Annotated in this window: 19 protein-coding genes and 1 tRNA gene; 8 read left to right on the top strand and 12 right to left on the bottom strand. The window is 60.0% G+C overall.

Annotated features, from left to right (window positions below; genetic code table 11):
- The first annotated feature begins 31 nt into the window (after window positions 1–31).
- The gene (locus tag BN1137_RS14610; protein ID WP_050719314.1) at window positions 32–934 is read left to right on the top strand and encodes an AraC family transcriptional regulator; all 903 of its coding nucleotides are present in this window, start codon (window positions 32–34) and stop codon (window positions 932–934) included.
- 196 nt (window positions 935–1,130) lie between these two features.
- A complete protein-coding gene (locus BN1137_RS14605; protein WP_050719313.1) occupies window positions 1,131–1,574 on the top strand; it encodes a GNAT family N-acetyltransferase in 444 nt (147 codons plus the stop codon).
- A 128-nt stretch (window positions 1,575–1,702) separates the two neighbouring features.
- Here the strand turns inward: BN1137_RS14605 and BN1137_RS14600 are convergent, their stop codons facing one another.
- Window positions 1,703–3,592: a methyl-accepting chemotaxis protein gene (locus tag BN1137_RS14600; protein WP_050719312.1), complete on the bottom strand. Its 1,890-nt coding sequence runs from the start codon at window positions 3,590–3,592 to the stop codon at window positions 1,703–1,705.
- A gap of 235 nt (window positions 3,593–3,827) precedes the next feature.
- On the opposite strand from BN1137_RS14600, the gene BN1137_RS14595 reads away from it, so the two are divergent.
- Window positions 3,828–4,352, top strand: coding sequence for a class IV adenylate cyclase (locus tag BN1137_RS14595; RefSeq protein WP_050719311.1), 525 nt, complete (start codon window positions 3,828–3,830; stop codon window positions 4,350–4,352).
- Window positions 4,353–4,407: 55 nt separating this feature from the next.
- Here the strand turns inward: BN1137_RS14595 and BN1137_RS14590 are convergent, their stop codons facing one another.
- On the bottom strand, window positions 4,408–5,778 hold the full coding sequence (locus tag BN1137_RS14590) for a phosphatidylserine decarboxylase family protein (protein ID WP_050719310.1): 1,371 nt from the start codon (window positions 5,776–5,778) through the stop codon (window positions 4,408–4,410).
- Window positions 5,779–6,111: 333 nt separating this feature from the next.
- Window positions 6,112–6,188: transfer RNA gene (locus tag BN1137_RS14585), tRNA-Trp, on the bottom strand.
- 201 nt (window positions 6,189–6,389) lie between these two features.
- On the opposite strand from BN1137_RS14585, the gene BN1137_RS14580 reads away from it, so the two are divergent.
- The 4 genes from BN1137_RS14580 (at window position 6,390) to BN1137_RS14565 (ending at window position 9,305) form a co-directional block, all read left to right on the top strand.
- Entirely contained in the window at window positions 6,390–6,932 is a 543-nt protein-coding gene (locus tag BN1137_RS14580; RefSeq protein WP_050719309.1) for a hypothetical protein, read from the top strand.
- 275 nt (window positions 6,933–7,207) lie between these two features.
- Window positions 7,208–8,128: an aspartate carbamoyltransferase gene (pyrB, locus tag BN1137_RS14575; RefSeq protein WP_050719308.1), complete on the top strand. Its 921-nt coding sequence runs from the start codon at window positions 7,208–7,210 to the stop codon at window positions 8,126–8,128.
- Window positions 8,129–8,145: 17 nt separating this feature from the next.
- Entirely contained in the window at window positions 8,146–8,610 is a 465-nt protein-coding gene (gene pyrI, locus BN1137_RS14570) for an aspartate carbamoyltransferase regulatory subunit (RefSeq protein ID WP_050719307.1), read from the top strand.
- A 203-nt stretch (window positions 8,611–8,813) separates the two neighbouring features.
- On the top strand, window positions 8,814–9,305 hold the full coding sequence (locus tag BN1137_RS14565) for an arginine repressor (protein WP_050719306.1): 492 nt from the start codon (window positions 8,814–8,816) through the stop codon (window positions 9,303–9,305).
- Between the two features lie 202 nt (window positions 9,306–9,507).
- Here BN1137_RS14565 and BN1137_RS14560 read toward each other — a convergent pair whose 3' ends face one another.
- From BN1137_RS14560 to arcA, 4 genes are all read right to left on the bottom strand, one after another.
- The gene (locus BN1137_RS14560; protein WP_050719305.1) at window positions 9,508–10,914 is read right to left on the bottom strand and encodes a YfcC family protein; all 1,407 of its coding nucleotides are present in this window, start codon (window positions 10,912–10,914) and stop codon (window positions 9,508–9,510) included.
- 117 nt (window positions 10,915–11,031) lie between these two features.
- Window positions 11,032–12,036 (bottom strand): ornithine carbamoyltransferase, encoded by a 1,005-nt coding sequence (gene argF / locus BN1137_RS14555; RefSeq protein ID WP_050719304.1) that lies wholly within the window; start codon window positions 12,034–12,036, stop codon window positions 11,032–11,034.
- A 71-nt stretch (window positions 12,037–12,107) separates the two neighbouring features.
- A complete protein-coding gene (gene arcC / locus BN1137_RS14550) occupies window positions 12,108–13,034 on the bottom strand; it encodes a carbamate kinase (protein ID WP_050719303.1) in 927 nt (308 codons plus the stop codon).
- 61 nt (window positions 13,035–13,095) lie between these two features.
- On the bottom strand, window positions 13,096–14,316 hold the full coding sequence (gene arcA, locus BN1137_RS14545; protein ID WP_050719302.1) for an arginine deiminase: 1,221 nt from the start codon (window positions 14,314–14,316) through the stop codon (window positions 13,096–13,098).
- 747 nt (window positions 14,317–15,063) lie between these two features.
- Here arcA and BN1137_RS22485 point away from each other — a divergent pair.
- The gene (locus BN1137_RS22485) at window positions 15,064–15,240 is read left to right on the top strand and encodes a hypothetical protein (RefSeq protein WP_157433775.1); all 177 of its coding nucleotides are present in this window, start codon (window positions 15,064–15,066) and stop codon (window positions 15,238–15,240) included.
- Between the two features lie 943 nt (window positions 15,241–16,183).
- On the opposite strand, the gene BN1137_RS14540 is transcribed toward BN1137_RS22485, so the two are convergent.
- The 5 genes from BN1137_RS14540 to BN1137_RS14520 all read right to left on the bottom strand — a co-directional run bounded on the left by BN1137_RS14540 (window position 16,184) and on the right by BN1137_RS14520 (window position 24,829).
- A complete protein-coding gene (locus tag BN1137_RS14540) occupies window positions 16,184–17,917 on the bottom strand; it encodes a methyl-accepting chemotaxis protein (protein WP_050719301.1) in 1,734 nt (577 codons plus the stop codon).
- A 58-nt stretch (window positions 17,918–17,975) separates the two neighbouring features.
- A complete protein-coding gene (mglC, locus tag BN1137_RS14535) occupies window positions 17,976–18,986 on the bottom strand; it encodes a galactose/methyl galactoside ABC transporter permease MglC (protein ID WP_050719300.1) in 1,011 nt (336 codons plus the stop codon).
- A gap of 15 nt (window positions 18,987–19,001) precedes the next feature.
- Window positions 19,002–20,522, bottom strand: a complete 1,521-nt coding sequence (gene mglA / locus BN1137_RS14530; RefSeq protein WP_050719299.1) for a galactose/methyl galactoside ABC transporter ATP-binding protein MglA — start codon at window positions 20,520–20,522, stop codon at window positions 19,002–19,004.
- Window positions 20,523–20,576: 54 nt separating this feature from the next.
- A complete protein-coding gene (mglB, locus tag BN1137_RS14525) occupies window positions 20,577–21,563 on the bottom strand; it encodes a galactose/glucose ABC transporter substrate-binding protein MglB (protein WP_050719298.1) in 987 nt (328 codons plus the stop codon).
- A gap of 224 nt (window positions 21,564–21,787) precedes the next feature.
- Complete coding sequence (locus BN1137_RS14520; protein WP_050719297.1) at window positions 21,788–24,829, bottom strand: beta-galactosidase; 3,042 nt, start codon at window positions 24,827–24,829, stop codon at window positions 21,788–21,790.
- Window positions 24,830–25,173 lie beyond the last annotated feature (344 nt).

Raw genomic sequence — 25,173 nt, 5'->3', positions numbered from 1 at the left:
TACAAATTATTGAATTTCACCTGGAGCGCCCATGTCCAACCGCTACACCGAACTCGCCGCCAAGCTGACCCGCCACGTGCGCGAGCCCGGCATCACCGCCTCCCCGGTGGAGCAGGTCAGCCTCATTTACACCACCGAGTACCACGGCCGCACCCCGGTGCTCTATCAGCCGCGGATGATAGTGATCCTGCAGGGTCACAAGGTGGGCTATCTGGCGGATCAGGTGTTTCGCTACGATCCCAACCACTACCTGCTGATGACGCTGCCGCTGCCGTGCGAGTGCGAGTGCTTCGCCTCCCCCGAGCAGCCCCTCATCGGCTTCACCCTGGAGATCAACGTCGCCACTCTGCAGGAGCTGCTGCTGGAACTGGGGGACAGCCTGCCCGCGCCGCCGCCCCAGAAGAGCGGCGTACATTCTGTGCCTCTCTCCGAGGAGATGTTCTGCGCCGCCGAGCGGCTCATCGATCTGATGGACAAGCCCCAGCACGCCCGGGTGCTGGGGCCGCAGACGGTGCGGGAGATGCTGTTCTACGCCCTGCACGAGGGGGGCGGCCCGGCGCTGCAGGCGCTCGCCAACCGCCACAACCACATGGGGCAGATTGCCAGGGTGCTGCGCCTCATCGAGCAGCGCTACGCCGACACCCTGACCATGGAGGAGCTGGCGCGGGAGGTGAACATGAGCGTGTCGGCCTTCCATCACCACTTCAAGGCGGTCACCGCCACCTCGCCGCTGCAGTACATCAAGTCGTTTCGGCTGCACAAGGCGCGGATGATGATGCTGCACGACGGCATCAAGGCCGGCACGGCGGCGGCCCGGGTCGGCTACGAGAGCGGCTCCCAGTTCAGTCGGGAGTACAAGCGCTTCTTCGGCAGCACCCCCACAGATCAGGCCTCCCGCTTCCGGGACGGCCAGCTCAGCATCATGCATGGGTGAGCAGGCGGCGGACATCCTGCGTCAGTTTCTGGACCCCGGGCGCCGATGAATTGATATGTCGCAAACAAGGGGGAGAAAGGGGTATTGCCGCCTCGCCTGGGTGCCCCCTGGCCGTTACCCTGCCCAAGGTGCGACCCGCAGCCTTACGGTGACGGGTCTTTTTCATTTCCCCTGCACCGCCCATGAGGAGCAACCCGTGAAGATTTTCCAAGCCAAGGTCGACGACATCCCCCGCGCCGCCCCCCTGTTCGTGCAGTACCGCGAGTTCTACCAGGTGCCTGCCGAGCCCGCGGCTGCAGAGGCCTTCCTGCGAGAGCGCTGCGCCCGCCAGGAGTCCGTACTGTTCCTGGCCGAGAACGAGGCCGGCGAGCTGCTGGGCTTCGCCCATCTCTATCCCCTGTTCTGCTCCCTCGAACTCAAGCCCATCTGGCTGCTGTATGACCTGTTCGTGGCGCCGAGCGCTCGTAAACAGGGGGTCGCCCAGGCCCTGCTGGCCCGGGCCGACGACCACGGCCGTGCCACCGGCGCCGCCTTTCTGATGCTGAGCACCGCCACCGACAACCTGGGCGCCCAGGCGCTCTACGAGCAGCACGGCTATCACAGAGATCTCGACTTCTACAGCTACAACAAGCTGCTCTGACGGCGCCCGTAGGACTTATCAGCCCAATCAGGTGCACTTCATTCATATGGTGCATGGGCTGAGAAAATCCATTCGTAGAATGAATAAAGGCGGCCCGAGCCGCCTTTTTTGCCGCTGCAACGCCGCCATCAAAGCCTGAAGCGGCCGATCTCCTGCTCCAGTCGCTCGGTCAGGGCCTTGAGGGATGCCGCCTGATGGGCCTCTTCTCGCGCCTGCTCCGCCAGCTCCTGGGAGACATGGCGGATATTCTCGGTGTTGCGGCTGATTTCGCCAGTGACCGAGGTCTGCTCCTCCGCCGCCGCCGCTATCTGGGTCGCCATGTCGCTGATGGCGCCGATGGCCTCGTTGATCTGGCCGAGGCTCAGGTTCGCGGCCTCGGCGTCCTCCACGCTGGTGCTCGCCAGCTGGCGGCTGGTCTCCATGCCGTTGACCGCGCGTCTGGTGGTCTGCTGCAGGGTCTCGATCATCTGCTGGATCTCGGCGGTGGAGTCGTGGGTGCGGCGCGACAGCACCCGCACCTCGTCCGCCACCACCGCGAAGCCGCGCCCCTGCTCCCCGGCCCGGGCCGCCTCAATGGCGGCGTTTAGGGCCAGCAGATTGGTCTGCTCGGCGATGCCGCTGATGGTGGCCAAAATGCCGCTGATCTTCTGGGCATGGGTATCCAGCTCATGGATGGTCTGGCTGGCATCGGCGACTTCATCGGCGAGCCCCGTGATGCTGCGCTGGCTCTGGCTAACCTGAGATTGACCGGCGACCGCGAGTTGCACCGCCGCCCCCGAGGTGGTGGCGGCAAATTCGGCGTTGCCGGCGATCTCCTGGGTGGCGGAGGCCATCTCGGTCACCGCGGTCGCCACCATGACGATCTCGTCCTGCTGCTGGCGTACCCGCTGGCTGCGGGCCTCGGCGCCGCTGGCCTGGGCACGGGACTGGGCCGCCAGCTCAGCCGTTGCATCCCGCAAGCGGCTGACGATGCCGTGCAGCCTAGCCACGAACTGGTTGAAGCTTCGGGCCAGCTGACCCACCTCATCCTGACTGCGGGTGTCGATCTGCACCGTCAGATCTCCCTCGCCGTGGGCGATGTTGGCAAGCGCCTTCGACACCCGGCCGAGGTCGGCGAACAGGTAGTTGAACATGGCGATGAGCAGGGCGCCGAACACCAGCAACAGCACCAGGGTCAGCCCCACCAGCTGCCACAGCAGGGTGGCGAGCGGCGCCTCCAGCACATCCTTGTACATCACCATGGCCAGCAGCCAGTCGGTACCGGGCACCCCCTGCACCGACAGCAGCACGTCACGGCCGTCGATGGTGGCACCATGCAGCTCCCCATCCCGGCTCCAGCCGTCCAGACTCGCCCCCGACAGGCCGGGATCCAGCTCGGCCACCTGCTTGAGGGCCAGTTCCTTCTGGGGATGGCCGACGATGAGGCCGGAGCGGTCAAGCAGCATGGCGTAGCCCTCCCCCTGCACCTTCATGGCCAGCACCTCGTCGATGAGGGTATTAAGCGCCAAATTGGCCCCCACGGCACCGATCACCTGGCCCTGATGGCTCACAGGCTCGGCCAGGGTCACCACCAGCTGCTGCATGGTCACGCTCACATAGGGGGCGGTGACGATCAGCTTGCCCGCCTTGAGCGCATCCTGATACCAGGGGCGCTCGCGGGGATCATAGTTGCCGGTGTTGAGGGAGGGGTCTTGGCGGGTCATCACACCCTCGGTCGAACCGAAGTAGGTGAGCCCGAAACCACCAGAGGTAAACGCCTGCTTGAGGTGTGGCACCAACGCAGCCTCGGGGTTATCGGCAATGGCAGCGACTAGGGCATCAACCGCATGTTTACGATCCACCATCCAGTCGCCGATGGCCACCGAGTAGGCGTGACCATAGTTGACGGCCTCGCTCTGGATGGCCGCTTGGGAGCGGGACTTGAGGGTCTGGAAGGCAACCACGCCGAGCAGGGCCGCCATCAGCAGCACTACCCCCAGGCTGGTCGCGAGCAGCTTGCCGCGCAACGAGAGTGTCATGACTACAAATCCTTGTGGTGACTGGAGGCCAAGAGAGTCCCCATACTGATCAAGGCTATCGGCGCTATAGTCGCCTGACTTTAGTGAATCCGATTAATTTCGTGCTCCCTGACAACAGGACGTGCTGCCAGTCACGAAAATGACGGAAACCTCGACTGCCATTACCATCGCAAGCCACCTCCACAGGCCACAGCCGTGATAGCTTGGAGACCGCCATTGCCTCAAGGAGACTCCCATGCCCCGAAATATCGAGATCAAGGCCAGGATAGCGCAGGTCGATGCCCTGATCCCCAGGGTGGCCGCCATCGCCGATCGAGGACCCGTCGAGATAGCCCAGGATGACACCTTCTTTCGTTGCGACGCCGGCCGCCTCAAGCTGCGCACCCTGTCCCCCAGTGCCGGCGAGCTCATCTTCTACCGCCGCGCCGATCAGCAGGGTCCCAAGGAGAGTTTCTATCATCTGACCCCGACGACCGAGCCGGACCGCCTACGGGAGACCCTCGGCCTGGCTTGGGGCCAGATCGGCAGAGTACAGAAGACCCGCATCCTGTTTATGGTCGGCAGAACCCGGGTTCACCTCGATCGAGTGCAGGAGCTGGGCCACTTCCTCGAGCTGGAGGTAGTGCTGGAGGATGACGAACTCCTCGAGGTGGGGATAGAGGAGGCCCACGGCATCATGGCATGCCTCAGCGTGGCGCCATCCCAGCTGATCGAAGGCGCCTATCTAGACCTGCTGATCCGACAACAGAACACACAGTGAAACGAAGAAACGAACAGGCCGCCCGCAGGCGGCCTATTGCCATGATGAATCGCCTTCACTTCACTCGCGCGATGGCGGTGTTGAGTCGCAGGTTGGTGGCATCCAGCCCCGGCGCCTGACCATGGAAGTCAAACGCCAGCTCCACCCCCTTGCGAAACACCAGGCAGTGGGTCGAGCCGCCGAAGTGGAACATGCCGAGCTGGTCCCCCTTCTTCACTCTATCCCCCGCCTTCACCGTGATGTCGCAGCTCGACACCTCCGCCATGCCCACCGGCACCACGCACATCAGGCCGATCTTGGGGTTATCTGCCTCGATAAAGATCAGCGCCCGGGTCGCCACCGAGGTGAGGAAGGGCTGGGAGTTGTTGGGGGCGCTGGGATCGGCGCCGTCGGCATCGAGGAAACCCTCGTACTGGTTCTCCAGGTAGTAGGTGCCGTTGACCACCTTCACCTTGCGGATGGTGCCGCTCACCGGGCTGTGCCAGCGGTGGTAGCTCAGGGCGCTGAGGAAGGCCTGATAGACAGTGCCGCCATCGAACTGGGAGGCGGTCTCGTCAAAATCGAGCATGTTGTCAAGTGAATAGGGCTGACCCTTGAGCCAGAAGCGATCGCTGCGGCTCACCCCGCTCTTGACCTGCAGCGGGGCCGACTCGCAGGCGTTGACGATGACGCCATCATCCCCCTGCGCCGAGATGGGCCGCACGCCGGGGCGGAAGGTGCGGGTGAAGAAGTCATCCCAGCAGCCAAAGCCATAGTGAGGATCCGCCGGATCGCACTGGAAGATGGACGCGAAGCTGGTTGGCGTCGGGTTGCTGCCCTCCCCCAGGGCCGAGTCGGCCACCTGCACCATCTCGGCCTGGGCCGCTTGGCCGAGCCAGGGCACGATCAGGGTCTCCCGATCCAGCCGGCTGACCGGCTCGGTCAGCACATAGCGTGAGGCCGGGCTTTGCAGGAACAGCGCCCAGTAGCTCAGGATCTTCTTGAACTGCTGGTTGATCAAGGCGTTGGCGAAGAACAGGTAGCCCGAGCGGGTCGCCATGGGCCAGTCGAGCAGGGCATTGATGGGGAAGCCGATGAGGCCGGAGGGAGAGTGACTCTGCACATCCTGATAGGCCTCGGGGGCCGTGGTCATGATGCCGTTGAGCAGTGTCAGAAACTCATCGAAGCTCTTCACCTCGACCTGGCCGAGGGGAGTCAGGTGCTCGTGACGCCAGGCCTCCTTGAACATAGCATCGGCCTGGGCGTGCAACAGGGGATCCGACTTGACCAGATCCTGCAGCTGGGCGATGGGCGGCACCAGCGGCCGTGGCTGCTGGGCCACGTATTTGTGCAACCGCGTGACCCATCGCTCGATGTGGGCCTGATCCTGCGGCACCCAGCCACCGGGGCGGGACTTGTTCAATCGGGTTTCAACGGCCTTGTTCATGACTCATCTCCTCGCATTATCTTCATGCCCAGCCCTTCACGGCTGGCGCATCCATGCTGACGAACCGCTCACGCGACCTCCCGGCACTGCGTGGCACAGCCCATGTGGTGTAGCACAGGGAAGCGAATGGCACGATTGCCAGAAACGACAGGGCAGAAAGCGGCAAGAGCGGCTAGCGAAGAGCGACGGGGCCAAGCCGTTGAGACTCAAGGGATAAGGTCGGAGGGCAGATCGGCAAGGCTGGTCAGCGGCGACGACCGAAACGGGCAAGGCGAGAAAACGCGGATGACAGAAATGCGAAAGGCCAGCTCAATGAGCTGGCCTTTCTAAAAATGGCAGGGGCGGCAGGACTCGAACCCGCAACCATCGGTTTTGGAGACCGCTGTTCTACCAATTGGAACTACGCCCCTGCAACAAACGAGGCGAATTATACAAAGCCGGGATCAAAGGTAAAGGCTTTTTTCTCACTTTCGATGCGATTGCACAAATGACGAGCAAGTCGTGGCTATTTGTACAGCTTAGTGGGGTAACTTGCTGTATTTGCAGCCTTGCCTGGGTAGGAAAGCCTCACGAATGGAGGTAGGGTGGATCTTGGCAAGAGGAGGCTGCTCATGCTCAATTACCGCTTACTTCAACAACTTGCACCGCTCAACTTCAGGGATGAGCGCAAAACCGAGTCGCTGCCCGACTATCTCGAACGGGTCGCTCCACGGGTGCCCTTCATTCCCCAAAACGTGCTGGCCCAGTGGATTTACCGTCATTGGCGCGGTTTTGAGTCCAACTGGAGCTTTATCGATCTCGCCCACCACAGCTTCGAGTGCGAAGCCTGGCCCACGCAGCAGATCCTGAGCCAGATAGGCTCCCGCCACATGGAGGTGATCGAGCGCTGGGGCGAGATGCTGCGCCACAATCGCTACGTGCGCCGCTCCTGGCTCGGCGAAGACATGCTGAGCCGGGGCACCTGGTCCGAGCCCATCATAGTGCTGGCCCCGACCCCGGGCAGTTGCTACCCGGACGGGCAGCCCCTGCCGCAACCCTATTGCCTGCTGGAAGGGCACCACCGACTCGGTTATCTGCGCAGCATGGCCGACGATGGGCTGTCGCTGCAGGACAACCACCAGTTGTGGGTTTGCCGACCCATTCACGACAGTTAAACGTTTTTTCGGCGTAAAAAGTGCCTGAAAAATAAATTTTTGACAATTCAGAAAGCGACTCTATAATCGTTGCGGTTTTGATAAAGGTCGGGACATTGAGATGCCGTTTTTGATGCACAAAACAGCCTTGCAGACGGGTGGAGCGCACCAGAGCGGCCCCGTTGTTTCCAGTTCCCGACCCGCAGATCCCCAGTTATTTTTAAAAAGAGCCCCTGTTTCAGGGGCTTTTTTTTGTGCCCGAAAAACCTTCATTGATGTCAAAGGGAATGCAGACGATGGCCAATCCACTCTATAACAAACACGTCATCTCCATCTCGGATCTGACCCGGTCCGACATGGAACTGGTGGTCGCAACCGCCCAGCGGTTGAAGGCCGAACCCGATACCCGCCTGTTGAAAGACAAGCTGGTCGCCAGCTGTTTCTTCGAAGCCTCCACCCGCACCCGCCTCTCGTTCGAGACCGCGGTACAGCGCCTTGGCGGCAACATCATCGGCTTCGCCGACGGCGGCAACACCAGCGCCAAGAAGGGCGAGACCCTGGCGGACTCCATCAAGATCATCGGCTCCTACAGCGATGCGGTGGTGATGCGCCACCCGAAGGAAGGCGCCGCCCGCCTCGCCGCCGAGTTCTCCCGAGTGCCGGTCATCAACGGCGGTGACGGCTCCAACCAGCATCCGACCCAGACCCTGCTCGACCTCTTCTCCATCCACGAGACCCAAGGCAAGCTGGATGGCCTCAACGTCGCCTTCGTCGGCGACCTGAAATACGGCCGCACTGTGCACTCTCTGGCCCAGGCCCTGAGCCTGTTCAACTGCCGCTTCTTCTTCATCTCGCCGGAGGCGCTGGCGATGCCGGACTACCTGTGCGAGGAGCTGGAAGAGAAGGGCATCCAGTTCAGCGTGCACGAGACCATGGAAGAGGTGATGCCGGAACTCGACGTGCTCTACATGACCCGGGTGCAGAAAGAGCGCTTCGACGAGACCGAATACAAGCACATGGCCGCCAAGTTCGTGCTGGAGCTGGCCACCCTGGAAGGGGCCAAGCCGACCATGAAGATCCTGCATCCCCTGCCCCGCGTCGACGAGATCGAGGTGGCGGTCGACAAGACTCCCCACGCCTACTACTTCCAGCAGGCGGAAAACGGGGTCTATGCACGCCAGGCACTGCTGGCACTGGTACTGAACGAAACTGTCTGAGCCGAGGGGAACACATCATGTCCGAGAAGAATCAACTGCAAGTCGAAGCCATCCGTCACGGCTCCGTCATCGACCACGTCCCCGCCGGTCAGGGCATCAAGATCCTCAAGCTGTTCCAGCTGATCGAGACCCAGGAGCGCATCACCGTCGGTTTCAACCTCAAATCCGGCGCGCTGGGCAAGAAGGATCTCATCAAGATCGAGAACACCCAGCTGACCGAGCAGCAGGCGAACCAGCTCGCGCTGTTCGCCCCCAAGGCGACCGTCAACATCATCGAAGACTTCGTGGTGGTGAAGAAGCACCAGCTGGCGCTGCCGGAGTTCATCGCCGGGGTGTTCCACTGCCCCAACTCCAACTGCATCTCCCACAACGAGCCGGTGGACAGCTACTTCCGGGTGCGCGAGGTGAAGGGTGTGGTGCGCATGAAGTGCAAATACTGCGAGAAGTCCTTCACTCAGGACATCGTTAGCGAACGTTATTGATAGCCAAGCGGGCCCCAAGGGGCCCATTTTTGACCCCTGTCACATCACCGCGGCACCGCTTTGTTATAATTTGCCATCCTGAAATGGCAACACATTGCTCATTCCCTGCCTAAAGCCTCGCCATCAGCATTATTTGCTATAAAAAGCACGGATGGCAGCACCAGAGCTATTGCCATTGGTCATAGTCTGCAAAGGAAATCACCTTGGTCAAGACCCTCAGTCGTCCCGTTGAACAAGAGTCCGATCTGGCCCAGCTGGATGCCTGCCGCCAGATCATCGGCCAGCATTGCTACAGCACCCAGGAGGAGATCCGCCGCGAGCTGACGGTGCGGGGATTTGCCGACATCAGCCAGTCCACCATCTCCCGCCTGCTGCGTCGCCTCGGCGTGGCCAAGGCCCAGAACGCCAACGGCAAGAAGGTCTACACCTTGGTGGACGACCAGTTGGAGCCCGCCGGCAGCACCCGCTCCATCCACGACATGGTGCGTGGCGTGGTTTATAACCAGCAGATGGTGCTGGTGCACACCACCCCGGGGGCCGCGACCGTGGTGGCCCGCCTGCTGGATCGCAACGCCGATCCCGAGATCCTGGGGGCCGTGGCCGGCAACGATGTGGTGCTGGTCGCTCCGCGCCATATCAGCCGCACCCGCCAGGCCCACGCCGCCGTGGTACGCACTTTGGCCCAGGCTCGCTAAGCCTCTCTCCTCGAATGAAAAGGCGCCCCTGGGGTCGCCTTTTTCATTTCCGTACCTTTCCCCTCTTTAGCTATCTGCCTGCCGCCAGCACGGGCCTGCGCGGCAATCAGCGCCTCTCTCCCACTGGCTAGCCACCTTGTTCCAGACGCAATAAAAAACGGGAGCCAGCGGCTCCCGTTTGGTGTCGATATGGGGTGCTTGCTTAGGAGAGCAGCGCCCCCAGGCTCAGGCAGACCACGATCAGCACGGTCAGGATGCCGAGCAGCGGGGCCACCCACTTCAGCCAGCGCACATAAGGCACCTTGGCAATCGCCAGGCCACCCATGACCACGGCGGAGGTCGGAGTCACCAGGTTCACCAGGCCGGAGGCAGACTGGTAAGCGGTCACCACCAGCTCGCGACCCACGTTGGCGAAGTCGGCGAGCGGCGCCATGATCGGCATGGTCAGCACCGCCAGACCAGAGGAAGACGGCACCAGGAAGGAGAGCACCAGTTCCAGCACGAACATCACGTTGATAAACACCACGGTGGAGAGGCCGGTCACTATGCCTTCTGCACTGTGCAAGATGGTGTGGGTGATCATGCCGTTGTCCATCACCACCACGATACCGCGGGCGATACCGATGATGAGGGCCACGCCGAGCAGGTCACGGGCACCGTCGATGAAGTTGGTGGTCAGCTCCTCCTCGCTCATGCGGGAGATGACACCGACGATGATGGCCGCGGCCAGGAACACCCCGGAGATCTGCGCCATCCACCAGCCGAGCACGGCCACACCGTAGATCATCACGGCGAAGGCGGCGACGAAGATACCCAGCACGATTTTGCGAGTCAGGGTGAACTCCAGCATCTCGTCACTCTTGTTGCCGAGGAAGTGGGCACGGTTCTCATCCCACTTGTCAGCCACCAGCGATTTGCTCGGATCGTTGCGCACCATCTTGGCGTAACGCATCACATAGGCGACACACAGCAGCCAGCCGGCCACCAGCATGGCGACACGCAGCCAGATACCGTCGGTGAAGGAGATACCGGCGGCGTTGGCGGCGATGACTGTGGCGAACGGGTTGATGGTGGAGCCCAGGGTACCGATACCGGCGCCGAGCAACACGGTGGCGGCAGCGACGACCGGGTCGAAGCGGGCGGCCATCATCACCGGCACCAGCAGGGTGTAGAACGGCAGCGACTCTTCGGCCATGCCGTAGATGGTGCCCCCTGCGGCGAACAGTGCCATCAGTATCGGGATCATCCACTCCTCGCGGCCGCGCAGTCGATCGGTGACGCGCTCGATGCCGGCATCGATGGCACCGGTCTTGGTCACTATGCCAAGGAAGCCACCGATGATCAGGATGAAGAGGGAGACGTCGATGGCGCCAGCCTCATAGGTATCGTGGTTGTAGAGGCCGTCGATGGGTGCCAACAGCACGTCGACGATCCCCTGGGGATTGCCCTCCACCAGCTTGTAAGTACCCGCCACCGGCACTTCCTTGCCGAGGGCTTCGTTCATTACCATGTCGTATTTGCCGGCCGGCACTACCCAGCTCAGGGCGGCCACCAGGGCGATCAGCACAAACAATATCGTGTAGGCTGACGGGAATTTGAATTTGGTCATGGTCCAGCTTCCTTCTGCGGTATCCATGCAATCTGCGGGTCGTAGGGTTCGAGGTATTATGCCGCTGTCACATGGTCGAAAAGCCGGGGGTCACCCCCCGGCACCACTACTGCGACCTTAGTCGCCCAGCGTAGCAACCATCACTGCCTTGATGGTGTGCATCCGGTTTTCGGCCTCGTCAAACACGATGCTGTGCTCGGATTCGAACACGTCCTCGGTCACTTCCAGACCCTTCATGCCATATTTCTCGGCCACTTCTTTGCCCATGGTGGTCTCATCGTTGTGGAACGCAGGCAGGCAGTGCATGAATTTCACATCCGGGTTCTTGGTGGCGTTGATGACATCCATGTTGATCTGATAAGGAGTCATCAGTTTCACCCGTTGATCCCAGGCTTCCTTCGCTTCACCCATGGAGACCCAAACGTCGGTGTAGAGGAAGTCGGTACCCAGCACACCCTCTTTCACATCTTCGGTCAGGGTGATGCGGGCGCCGGTCTCTTCGGCGATCTGGCGGCACTGGGCGACCAGTGTTTCTTCTGGCCAGAAGGCTTTGGGGGCAACCAGGCGGATGTCCATGCCCATCTTGGCGGCACCGACCATCAGGGAGTTACCCATGTTGTTGCGGGCATCACCCAGGTAGGCGAACTTGATTTGATCCAGACGCTTGCCCTTGCCGTGCTCCAGCATGGTCATGAAGTCGGCCAGGATCTGGGTCGGGTGGAACTCGTTGGTCAGGCCGTTCCAGACCGGGACGCCAGCGTGGGCACCCAGCTCTTCGACGATTTCCTGGCCATAGCCACGGTATTCGATGCCGTCATACATGCGGCCGAGGACGCGTGCGGTGTCCTTCATGGACTCCTTGTGACCAATTTGGGAACCACTTGGGCCAAGGTAGGAGACCTGGGCGCCCTGGTCGAAGGCCGCCACTTCAAAGGCACAACGGGTGCGGGTAGAGGTCTTCTCGAAGATCAGGGCAATGTTCTTGCCAGTCAGATGCTTGCGCTCATAGCCACCGTATTTGGCTTTCTTCAGGTCGATGGCAAGGTCAATCATGAATTGGATTTCGCGCGGGGTGAAGTCCAGCAGTTTCAGGAAGTTACGGTTACGCAGATTAAAGGCCATGATGAGTTCTCTCTATTAATTTGTTCAAACCAATTTGGGCAGTGTTGTTAACTACGCAGTTATTCAACGACTCAGACATTCACGGTATTGGTGGCAACGATATTGGTGCCGGCTTCGCCTCTGAGGATGGCCAGACCATCTTCCAGGGAGCCGATCCCGACCATGCCGCCGGTCGCTTTGACAAATTCACAGGACGCTTCGACCTTGGGCCCCATAGAGCCTGCATCGAACTGGACGCCAGCCAGCTCATCCGGGCTGGTGATCCGCAGCGGACGCTGGGTCGGTTTGCCCCAATCCAGGTAGACGGCATCGGCGTCGGTCAGGATCAGCAGGGCGTCGGCCTTGATCTGCTTGGCCAGGTAGGCGGCAGACATGTCTTTGTCGATGACGGCTTCGATACCGGTCAGACACTGGCCATCCCAGGTCACCGGAATGCCACCACCACCGGTACAGATGATGAGGTGCCCCTGGGCGATCAGGGTTTCGATGGCGTCGCCTTCGACGATGCGCTGGGGCAGCGGGGACGGCACCACACGGCGGAAGAACTTGCCGTCGGCCTTGACGCTCCACTGCTTCTCGGCAGCCAGGGCGCGGGCTTCGGCTTCGTCATAGACGGGACCGATAAACTTGGTCGGATTGGCAAAGGCCGGATCCTTGGGGTCGACCTGTACCTGAGTCAGCAGCGCGGTGACGTTGCGGCTCGGCATCAGGTTTTTCAGTTCCTGGATCAGCATGTAGCCGATCATGCCCTGAGACTCGGCGCCCAGCACATCCAGCGGATAGGGGGCGACCTTGGTGTAGGCGCTGTTTTGCAGGGCCAGCAGGCCGACTTGCGGGCCGTTGCCATGCACCAGCACCACGTTGTACTCCTGGGCGATCAGGGCGATGGTCTTGGCGGCGGTGGCGATGTTCTTGCGCTGAATGTCAGCTTCAAGCGGCTCGCCACGACGGAGCAGGGCATTGCCCCCCAGGGCGACGACGACAGTTGGTTTTTTCATAAGGTTGATCTCGAGTGTGAGTCTGTGTGGCGCCAGCCTCTGCCGGCGCCACGCCGTCTGGTTAGATGCCGTCACGTTCCATCGGGCAGCTCATGCAGCGAGCGCCGCCGCGGCCACGTCCCAGCTCTTCGCCCGGGATGGACAGCACAGTGATGCCGGCCTTGTCGTATTTTTCGTTGGTGTAGGTGTTGCGCTCGTAGCCCACGACCACGCCAGGACGCACGGTCAGCACGTTGTTGGCATCGTTCCACTGCTCACGCTCGGCCTCGAAGGTGTCGCCACCGGTGGTGATGAGTTTCAGCTGATCCACACCCAGCGCCTTCTCGATGGCGGTCACGAAGTAGCCTTCTTCCTTGATGTTCATGCCGGTGGCACCGCCCGGGGTCAGGCTCCAGCAGTTCACATCCTTGCGGATGACTTCCGGATAGACGGAGAAGGTGTCTATGTCCATGTGGGTCATGACGGTGTCGAGGTGCATGCAGCTGCGGTGTTTCGGCAGTTGCATGGCGATGACTTGCTTGGCCTGACCGTGTTTGAACAGGCTGCGAGCCAGGTGCTCGACCCCTTGTGGCGTGGTGCGCTCGGACATGCCGATGAGCACGGCGCCGCGGCCGATGACCAGCACGTCCCCGCCTTCGATGGTGGAGTTGTCGTAGTCACGATCCTCGTCACCGAAGTACTTGATGAAGTCCTGACCGGCAAACTGCGGGTGCCAGCGGTAGATGGCCTTCACATGGTTGGTCTCGCGGCGACGAGCGGCCTTGGCCATGGGGTTGATGGAGACGCCACCGTAGACCCAGCAAGAGGTGTCACGGGTAAAGAGGTGGTTGGGCAGCGGCTCGATGATGAAATCGGTCGGGGCATGCATGCCGACTACCATGTTGACGCCACTGTAAGGCATCTCGGAGTAGGTCAGGCCGCCGGAGAGGATGCGGGCCAGCTCGCGGTGTGGCATGTCCGCCAGGAAGCAGCGCACGTCGTTGGCAAGAGAAGAGCCAAGGCGATAATCGGAGACCTGATGTTGCAGCAGCCAGGCTTTGGCTTCCGGCACATCCAGGGTTTCGGCCAGCAGATTGGTCAGCAGGAAGACTTCGACATTCTGATCGCGCAGCACTTGAGCGAATTTGTCGTGCTCCTGGCCGGCACGTTCCACCGACAAGACGTCATCGAATAGCAGGTCCTGGCAGTTGGAGGGCGTCAGACGCTTCAGGCTGAGGTTGGGGCGGTGCAACATGACACGGCGCAATTGGCCAACTTCAGAACCTACATAAAATTTGCTCATGATTATATTCCGTCTAGCAGTGGTCCCTGCGAGTGATTGAATAGATTCCTTCTATTCATGCTCGTGGCTAAGGCGGGATATTCTTTATGTAGGGTACTCAGCTTGTGTTCTATCCTGCCCTTGCCTTTCGAGACCGAGGTTAGACCTGCAAATCACACCAAACTTAGACATTGATCACATTCACTCAGAACTGAATAAAATCAGAACTTAATTTTTGATAGCACCGACATAAATGACAATTCGTCCTCCATTGCCGCTGAATCGATAATCAAAAAACCCTCCATTAATTTCATTGAATCGCCAATTTCATTCATTATCACTATCTACAAAGGGATACTTAAAGATAATAAAATCCATTAAATTCAATGTGATAGCGAGTTATTGATTAGATATTGAATTTTATATGCAAATGTATGAATTTCTCCCCAATATTGGCGGGCAACCTGACGACATAAAAAGTCATAATTGAACTCTCGGCTGAATAATCCATCTCTTGTTCCAGATCATGGAATTCAGGTGAAGCCGCCTGGCAAGGCCCTCTGGCAATGGCGCTGACATATCGTCTTTTAGATGAATATGCACTCGGTTCGCATCTTGGTCAGCCAGATCCAGGCAACGCCATCTTTTCTTCCTTTTAAACTTTTTTCATTAGTTGAATTTATCTCGACACCTTGCATGACTCAACGGCTCGGCTTAACTCAGAAAGTGATCTGGATCACACCGAGTCCTGTCACCAAGGAGATAGCCATGAAGATCAAATCGCTGTTGCTGCTCGTCGCCCTGGTTCTGTCCATGAGTCCTGCATTGGTCAGCGCTCAGGGGGCCCCCGCCATTCCCCTGGTGGTGTGCCATGTCGGCCAGGCACCTCAGATGCTGGTTCCCGCGTATGTGTGTCAGTGGTATGGCGGCAGCCAGCACTACTGAAGCGAAAGCCCAAGGGGAGGTATCCTCCTCTTGGCTTGTCTGAGAGGCTAAGCAATCCGCGGTTTCATCCAGGCCATCGCACCAAGCCAACCCTCAGTAAACCGCGCATCCCAACCGAATAGCCCGAGCCTTTCCCCCTCTTTCTCACCTCAATGACTCCTACTTCGACGCTATGCCGCATGAAGCTATGCCATATGAAGCTATGCCATATAAGGCAGCGCCATGACTGCCACCCAATGAGGGTTCGCAGCGGCAACACCTATCCCATTGACCGAGACTATTTTGGATGCCTGTTGGTAAGCCCGGGGCACACATATCTGCGAACGGCTCTGGCCTCTGTGACTTTCCTGAACCTCAGTTAAACGGCGCGTAAGACATTCGCCATTCCACTTGTAGGTAAACAACCTGCAAAGATCCCGCTATAGTCGGAAGACTGGATCAAAAAATCGGCATAATAAAATCACAACTAAATGATTCTTAACAAAAAAGCATCATTCCAGTTTCTTGAGAAACGAGTTGGATAAAAACGTTTTTCAGCATGTCGTTGTCGTCCTGCGGGAAATCCTTATAGTTACTCCTGCACGGACGCAATGAAGTCGGTCAGGAAGACTGGCTGCCAGGGTTGGGCAAATGGACTAACCACAGGATGTGGTAAAGGACACCTCCCAGGACGGAGAAAGTGCGACGGGAATGGATGACTCGTCAGGCCATGATGGCTAAAGGACACCCCAAAGGATTGGGAAGGGGAAACCTAAAGGAAGAGGTATAGTCAGGGATTGCAGGGAGCAACTTCGTTCAAGGACATGAGCGATAAGACTATCGGGGGCGACGCAAGTCGCCCCCATCTTTTTTGTCCATTTTCCAGCCTTTTCCGCAATTCAGGCCGGATCTGCTCCGGCCATCTGATACTCAATACTGTCTTACCGGCGATCATTGCAGCCAGTCATTGCAAACGAAAGTGCCCCACTATCTCCCTCAGCCTGTCATAGGTACGCTGCATCGAGGTTGAGCTGTCCACCGTCTGTTCACCATTACCCTTGAGTTGGGTGATCACCTCGGCAATGGCGCTCATGTTGCGGTTGATCTCCTCGGCGACCGCACTCTGCTGTTCCGCTGCGGTGGCGATATGGCTGATGAGATCGTTGATCTCCACCACCTCCCCCGCCATCAGATCCAGCGACGCATTCACCTTGCTAGTGTTCTCTGCCGCGTCCTGACAGCTCTGGCGGGTGTTACCCATGGCCGCGACCACCGTCTGGGTGCCCCGTTGCAGCCGGGTCAGCATGGTCTGGATCTCGGCGGTGCTCTGCTGGGTGCGCCCGGCCAGGGAGCGCACCTCGTCGGCTACCACCGCGAAGCCACGGCCCTGCTCGCCAGCCCGGGCCGCCTCGATGGCCGCGTTGAGCGCCAGCAGATTGGTCTGCTCGGCGATGCTGCCGATGACCCCGAGGATGGAGCCTATCTGCTGCACATCCTGCTGCATGGCCGCAATGGAGTTGGCGGTGGTTTCCACCTCGGCCACCAGCGCCGTCACACTGGCCATGGCCTGATCGACCACCTGCCGCGACTGGCTGGCGAGCTGCTGGCTCTGGCCAGCCAGCTCGGCGGTGCTGGCCGCGCTCTCCGATACCGAGACGGCGGTACGGCTCATCTCGTTGATGGCGGTGACCACCTGCTCCGTCTCGCGCACATGTTCGGCCAGCAGGCCCTGGGCCGACCCAGTCTGCCTAGCCAAGCCCGAGATGCCGTCATGGAGTTGCCCGCTGGCTTCTTTTACTTCCCCCATCATCTCCTGCAGTCGCTCGATGAAACGGTTGATGCCACTCGAGATCTGGCCGAGATCGTCCTTGCCGGTCACGGTCAGGCGGCGGGTCAGATCGCCGCTCCCCTGAGACAGCTCCTGTACCAGATCCCGCAGGGAGAGGATGGGTCTATAGGCCAGATTGAGCGCTACCACAGACAGCAGCAACACCAGCGCCGCCACTCCGAGCAGCGCCAGGGTGATCTTGCCGTTGAGTGCCTGGGTCATGGCCCGGATATAGTCCAAATCCACGTAACCGGTCAGGGTCCACTGGCTGCCGCGGATATCGAACTGATTAGGGCGGGCCTCGCTCTCCCCCTGCGGCTTGCTGCTGTAGAGCACCTTGCCCTGACTGTCGGTCAGGGAGAAGTAACGCCCCTCCCCGCTCACCTTCTCCAGCAACGTCTTGAACTCGCTCATGTCGAGGTAATAGAGGTAGGCGGAATCGGCGCCGCGCGGCACCAGGATTGAGATGACGGGCTTGCCATCCAGCTGCTCCAGCGAGCCGACGGTGATCTGGTTGTTGGCGGCGGGGATCAACTTGCGCAACGTCTCGACCCTGGCCGGATCGTCGATAACCCCGTTCACGTCGAACGCCATGTCGCCGATCAGTTTGACGATATTGTGAAAGCCGGTCTCTTGCAGCGCCTTCTTGACGCTGGTTACCCCGAGGTTGAGGTTGGCGGCCAGCAGTACCTTCTGGTTGATGTCGCCCGCCAGCTTCTCTTTGACCAGGGTGATCTGCTCGTTGATGTTCTGGGTGGCCTGAGTGCGGATGTAACCGCTGATGAAGTGATTGACGCTGAGCCAGGCGGTGCCGATGGTGACCAGGATGGCGAGCAGCAAGAGGACATTGATCTTGAGTTTGAATGGCATGGAATGGGTCCCTCCAAAGAAAAAGGGCCGGAATTGCTCCAGCCCTCTCTGCCAACGCTTACTTCTTCTTGGCGTATTTCATGGAGTCCAGCGCGACCGCCAAAATGATGATGCCGCCCTTGATGATGAACTGCCAGTAAGGGCTGACGCCGATGTAGGTCAGGCCGTAGTTGATCAGGGTGAAGATGAGCACCCCCGTGATGACCCCGGCCACGGTGCCCACACCGCCGGCGAACGACACCCCGCCCACCACGCAGGCCGCGATGGCATCGAGCTCATACATGAAGCCCAGGTTGTTGGTGGCACTGCCGACCCGACCCGCTTCCAGCATGCCGCCGAAGGCGTAGAAGACGCCGGCAAGGGCATAGATGATCACCAGGTTGACGGCCACGTTGACGCCGGACACCTTGGCGGCTTCCGGGTTGCCGCCGATGGCGAAGATGTTCTTGCCAAAGCGGGTCTTGTTCCACAGCACCCAGACGAACACGCTGGCGATGGCCGCATAGAAGGTCAGATACGATAGTTTAAAGCCCCCTATCCGGATAAATCCCTGCGCGAAGCTGGAGAAACGAGGATCGAAACCCGCCACCGGCGATGCACCTACTGAGTCGAAGTACAGCGAGTTGATGCCGTAGACGATGATCATAGTGCCCAAGGTGGTGATGAAGGGGGTCACGTTCAGGTAGGCCACGATCAGGCCGTTGACCAGCCCTATCAGCGCACCCACGGCACAGACCAGCAGGATCACCACCGGAATGGGCACTTCACCCAGGCTGGGGAACACCTTGTTGACGTTGGTCAGGGCCTGCAACATGGTGGCCGCGATCAGCGCCGCCAGACCGACCTGGCGACCGGCCGACAAGTCGGTGCCCTGGGTGATGATGATGCCCGCCACCCCGAGGGCGATGATGACCCGCACCGAGGACTGGGTCAGGATGTTGCTGAAGTTGGTGAGGCTCAGGAAGGAGGGTTCCTTGATCACGATGACCATGAGCAACACCAGCAACACCACATAGATGCCGTTCTCTTTGAGCGCCCGCATCAGATTGAAATTTTTAGCCGACTCCATAAATGTCTTCCTGTCTTATAGGTACAGAGATGCCAGGCGCAGGATCTCGCTCTGGTCAGTTTCTTTGGTGTTGACGATCCCCGCGACCCGGCCATTGCTCATGACCAGGATCCTGTCCGTGATCCCCAGCAATTCCGGCATCTCGGACGAGATGATGACGATCCCTTTGTCTTTCTTCGCCAGCTCCAGAATGAGCTGATAGATCTCGAACTTGGCCCCCACGTCGATGCCGCGGGTCGGTTCGTCCAGCATCAGGATCTCGGGTTGGGTCAGCAGCCAGCGGCCGATGATGACCTTCTGCTGGTTGCCGCCAGACAGGGAGCCGATCTGTGTCTGTTGGGTCGGTGTCTTGACCCGCATGGAGTCGATGACCCACTGGGTATCGCTCTTCATCTTGTTGTCGCTGAGCAACCCCATGGAGCTCTTGTAGCTGTCCATGTTGGCGATCAGGGAGTTGAAGGCGATGTCGAGACGGGAGTAGATGCCGGTGGAGCGACGCTCCTCGGTCACCAGCGCGAAACCGTTCTGGATAGCCTCATGAGCGTTGTGGTTCGCCACCGCCTTGCCGTGCAGCTTGATGGTGCCACCGCTGCGATCGCGAATGCCGAACAGGGTCTCGACGATGTCGGTACGCTTGGCCCCCACCAACCCGGCGATGCCGAGGATCTCCCCCTTGTGCAGGTCGAAGGTGATGTCCTGAATGGAGGGTTGGTTCTTGGCCGTCAGGTGCTCGACCTCGAGGATCACCTCTTTCGGCTGGTTGGTTTTCTCCGGGAAGCGCTGGGTCAGTTCCCGGCCGACCATCATGCCGATGATCTGATCCATGGTCATGCCTTTGAGCGGCTGGGTGGCCACCCATTGCCCATCCCGCAATATGGTGATCTCGTCACACAGCTGGAAGATCTCTTCCATCTTGTGGGAGATGTAGACAATGCCGCAGCCCTTGTCCTTGAGCTTGTTGATGATCTTGAAGAGGTGATTGACCTCTTTCTCGGTCAAGGACGAGGTGGGCTCATCCATGATGACGATCTTGGCGTCATAGGAGAACGCCTTGGCGATCTCGATCATCTGCATTTGGGAGACGGAGAGGGTCGCGACCTTGACCCGTGGGTCTATGTCGATGTCCAGCTCGTCGAAGATGTGTTTGGTGTCTTCATACATCTTGCCGTGGTCGACGAACCAGCCCTTGGTGGGGTAGCGGCCGAGCCACATGTTGTCCATCACGGTGCGTTGCAATACCAGGTTCAACTCCTGGTGCACCATGGAGACGCCATTTTCCAGGGCTTCTTTGGAGGAGGTGAAGTTGATCTCCTCGCCCTTGAAGAAGATCTTGCCCTCATCCTTTTCATAGATGCCGAACAAGCATTTGAGCAGCGTGGATTTCCCTGCGCCATTCTCGCCCATCAACGCATGCACAGAATGAGGACGGACCCGTAAATTGACATTATCGAGTGCCTTGACGCCAGGAAAGCTCTTACTGACGTCAATCATCTCCAACAGCCATTCTGATTGTTGCCGTGTTGTCATATCAGCCATCACATCGGGTTGAAACAGAGGGCAAGGGGGTCTCCCTTGCCCAGAGGGAGGGAATTATTCGAATTGAGACAGGTTGTCTTTATCTACACCCACGTAGGCAACGCGGACGACCTTGTTGTCGATCTTCCAGTTGGTGCCTTCACCGGCCGGTTTGCCTTCCGCCAGGTTCTTGGTCAGCTCGAAGGTCGCCTTGGCCTGGTTGGCCGCATCGTTCAACACGGTACCTGCCATGGCGCCGCTCTTGACCATGGCCAGGGCTTCCGGCAGGGCATCGACGCCGAACACCGGGATGGCGGTCTTGCCTTGGGCCTTAAGGGATTCAACAGCGCCCATTGCCATGCCGTCGTTGTTGGCGATGACCACTTCGATCTTGTTGGCGTTCGGGCCGGAGATCCAGGCGTCCATCTTGTCTTTGGCCATGGCGGTATCCCACATACCGGTATCCATGTGCAGCTGCTGGGTCTTGAGGCCGCCGTCATTCAGGGTCTTGATGACATAGGTGGTACGGGCTTCGGCATCCGGGTGGCCCGGCTCGCCCTTGAGCAGCACGAACTGGATGACGCCATCCTTGTTCAGATCCCATTCCGGGTGCGCCTTCCAGTGCTTGGCGATCAGCTGGCCCTGGATGATGCCTGATTCCTTGGAGTCGGTACCCACGTAGTAGGCCTTGTCATAGCTGGCCAGATCCGCAGCGCTCGGTTCCTTGTTGTAGAACACCACGGGGATCTCGTCGGCACGGGCCTTCTCGATCACGACAGGGGCCGCCGCCGGGTCAACCAGGTTGATGGCCAGTGCTTTCACGCCCTTGGCCAGCAGCACGTCGATCTGATCGTTCTGCTTGGACTGGTCGTTCTGGGAGTCGTTCATCAGCAGCTCGACGCCCGGGTTGGCCACGGCTTCTTTCTCGATGGCCTTGCGTACCACAGCCATGAAGTTGTCGTCGTACTTGTATACAGTTACCCCGATACGAGTATCAGCGTGGGCAGTAGCGCCTGCCGTCAGTCCCATCAGCAGGGCGGCAACTGTCGTGAGTTTTTTCATTGTTATGCTCCGATCTCTATGTCTGTTTTTGTAGGGAATGCTGTACACCATATGAACTGGCGCGAGCCTAATGTAATCAGTTTGTTGTCCGATGTTCTGTGATCCTGACGACAAAATGAAAACGTTTACACTCTGTTACACAGCACTAAACTCATTAAATATTAACGACTTAACAATAACTGAGACTCTTTTGGTTCATTTTGATGTCAGTGAGGGTGTCTGGTTCAGCGTAGAACACAGTTCCAATAGTAGCTCCCTGGTCGCAACCAATATTCGGGTCGCACGCTCTGACTCCAGGAGTCATCGCCGCCCACGCCCATGTGGAAGCCGTCGAGGCAGAGGTGCAGACCGCCCTCGGCCACCAGATCGGTCTGATGGCGCGCCAGCGCGAGCTGCTGCTGGCTGTAGCGACTGACGCTGAAGTGGAACTGGCCGTCGATGGCGAGATCCCCCAGCTGCAGTTGGCGGGTGTCGCAGCGCAGCCCGTTGTCGGTCGGGAACACATAAGGGGTGTGCAAGGCGTCGAACGGCAATTGCCAGCGGCCGATGTCGGCGGCGAGCAGCCTGTCCGGGTAATTCTCATGAGGGCCGCGCCCCAGCCAGCTCACCTCGTCTGCAGCGTCCGACAGCCAGAGCAAGGCACCGATACGTGGCAATGACGGCATGCTGGCCGCGACCTCCACCTCGATGCGAAGCGCCATGGCGCCGTCGGCGCTGAATTGGTGGTGCCAGCGGGTCAGCAGCTTGAGCTCCTCACCGACGAAGTAACCGTGCCGAGCCACCGCCGTCCCCTGCTCCGGGCTCACCACCAGGTCGAGGCAGCGATGCTGCAGATCGCCCAGCCCGGCGACCTGCCAGCGGGCAATCCAGGCGTTGGGATCGGCGTGATCCGCTTCGCTGGTGCCGATGTCATTGTCGAGCGGCGCCCGATAGAAATGATCGCCGATGGCGTCTCGCAGCCGCTCACGGCCCTGTTTGCACCAACTGCGGATACGACCACTGACCTTGTCCAGATGCCACTCACTGCCTGAGGTGGCAATCACCCAATGATCCGACTGCTCACTCACAGTGGCGCAGTCCAATACCGCTGGTAATGCCAGGGGGGTTGGCAGAATAAACTGCTGACGGGCCACCTCGTGCCCCGCCTCGGACCAGTCGGTGGCGGCAGGCTGCACTATGGCGACGTCCAGCCAGGCTTGCGTGCCGGCCTTGAAACGCGGCAGTTGCTCCAACAGGGTCAGGGTCACACTGCCCTGCGCCGTCAGGGATAGTGGGTATTCACCCTGGCTCAGCACCCGGCCGTCTTCTTGCAGCTGCCAGCGCAGCAGCTCGTTGTCGGTGGCACGGAACAGATGCTCGCTGCGAACATCGACCTTCAGCGGTGCCTGGCTCAGCAAGGCCAACACAAACGGCTGCTGGGCACGCTTGGCCTCGGCCAGCGCGGGGTGAGGCGTCCTGTCCGGGAACAGCAGGCCGTTGCAGCAGAACTGGCGATCGTTGGGGGTGTCACCGAAGTCACCGCCGTAAGCCCAGAAGTGGCGGCCATCCTCGGTGGCTTTGTCCAGCCCCTGATCCACCCAATCCCAGACGAAGCCACCTTGCAGCCGCGGATGGTCACGAAACGCCTGCCAGTAGTGGACGTAGCCCCCCAGGCTGTTGCCCATGGCGTGGGCGTATTCACACAGGATCAGCGGGCGGGTCTCCCCTGGCAGGCCGATCCACTTGGCCAGCGCCCATTTCGGCACCGCCGGGAAGGGTTGATCCTGATGGGTACGGGCGTACATGGGGCAGATGATGTCGGTGGCCGGGGTGTCGCCGCCGCCGCCCTCATACTGCACCGGCCGGCTCGGATCGCTCCCCTTGACCCATTGATACATGGCATCGTGGGCGGGGCCATAGCCGGACTCGTTGCCCAGCGACCAGATGATGATGCTGGGATGGTTGAAGTCCCGCGCCACCATGCGGGTGGCCCGCTCGAGGAAGGCACTGCTCCAGGCGGGATCCCGCGCCAGCCGCCCCATGGGGGTCATGCCGTGAGTTTCCAGATTCGCCTCGTCCACCACATAGAGGCCGAGCCGGTCGCACAGAGCATAGAAATCGGGGTGGTTGGGGTAGTGGGAGCAGCGCACCGCATTGAAGTTATTGCGCTTCATCAGCAGCAGATCCTGCTCCATGGCGGCGGGCGTCACCACATGACCCAGGGCCGGATCGTGCTCGTGGCGATTGGCGCCACGGATCAGCAAGGGTTGGCCATTGACCCGCAGCAGGCCGCCACTGATCTCCACCGTCCGAAAGCCCACGTCATAGGCCTCGCTCTCGATGGGCGAGCCCTGCTCGTCCTGCAAAGTCAGGGTCAGTCGATAGAGGTGAGGGGTCTCGGCGCTCCATTTATGCGGCGAGGTAACCGTCAGCCACAGCTCGCTCCTGTCGCCGTAAGCCCCCTTCTCATCGATGGGAGCCGTGCCAAGTGGCTGACACCGGCTGGCAATCAGGTCATTGCCCAGATAGAGATTCGCTTCCACCGCCAGCCCGGCACCCTCGTTGACCTGCACCTCCAGCTTGAGGCGGGCATCCCGATAGCAGGTATCCAGCTGTGGTGTGACGCGCACATCCAGCAGATGGCGCGCCGGTTTATGCAGCAGGCTGACGGAGCGGAAGATGCCGCTCAGACGCCACATGTCCTGATCTTCGAGGTAAGAACCATCAGACCAACGCAGCACCAGTACCGCCAGGCGATTTGAGCCAGCCTGCAGGAAGGGGGTCAGATCGAATTCGGCGGGCAACCGGCTGTCTTGTGAGTAGCCGACCCAGCGGCCGTTGCAGAACAGATAGAAGGCGCTGTCCACCCCGTCGAAGATGATGCGGGTCTGGCCGCTGGCCAGCCAGTCGGCAGACAGTTCAAACTCACGAGAGTAACAGCCGGTGGGATTAAGCGCCGGCACCCTGGGGGGATCGCAGGCGAAGGGGTACTTGATATTGGTGTAGATGGGGCGATCGAACCCCTGCAACTGCCAGTTGCCCGGCACCCTGATGCCGGTCGCAGCGGGCAGATCCTGGTTCAGCCAGGCATCTGGCACCTGCTCGGGCGCCTCGAAGAAAGAGAACTGCCAATCGCCGTCCAGCAGTAGACGCGATGACGAGGGAAGCCCTACCTGCGCATCGGCCTCACTGCGCCAGCTGGACAGGGGGGTATGGGCGGCCAACCGGTTGACGGATGTAATCGCCTGGGTCTGCCAATCCTGACGGGCCAAGATCTCCCTGAGCATCCTCTCTCTCCCTGCATTGAGTCATGAATATGAAAACGTATGCAGTGTAGGAGAGTTTGATATGGGAAACGGCGATCCTGCTCACACAGGTGTAAACGATTACACTCTAAATGTTAAGTAAAACGGGGTAAAAATAATTAAAGATAAGTAAAAATCACCATGGTCGTCATGGCGAGTTCCATAACGGTGCCGAACAGGGATGTATGAGGCTCCCTTACCCCTGACTGGGGCGAGCGGATGATGGTGGATCAGGTTTGGCATATGGGGATGGCGCTGTGCCAGTCCCATCGAGGCAGGATCAGGGCCTGACCGGCACCACCGAGGGATGGTTGATCAGGCTTGAT

Origin of the sequence: Aeromonas tecta, assembly GCF_000820185.1 — a bacterium.
Taxonomy (GTDB): domain Bacteria; phylum Pseudomonadota; class Gammaproteobacteria; order Enterobacterales; family Aeromonadaceae; genus Aeromonas; species Aeromonas tecta.
Note: the sequence above shows the minus strand (reverse complement) of the source record. Positions and strands in the feature narration are given on the sequence as shown.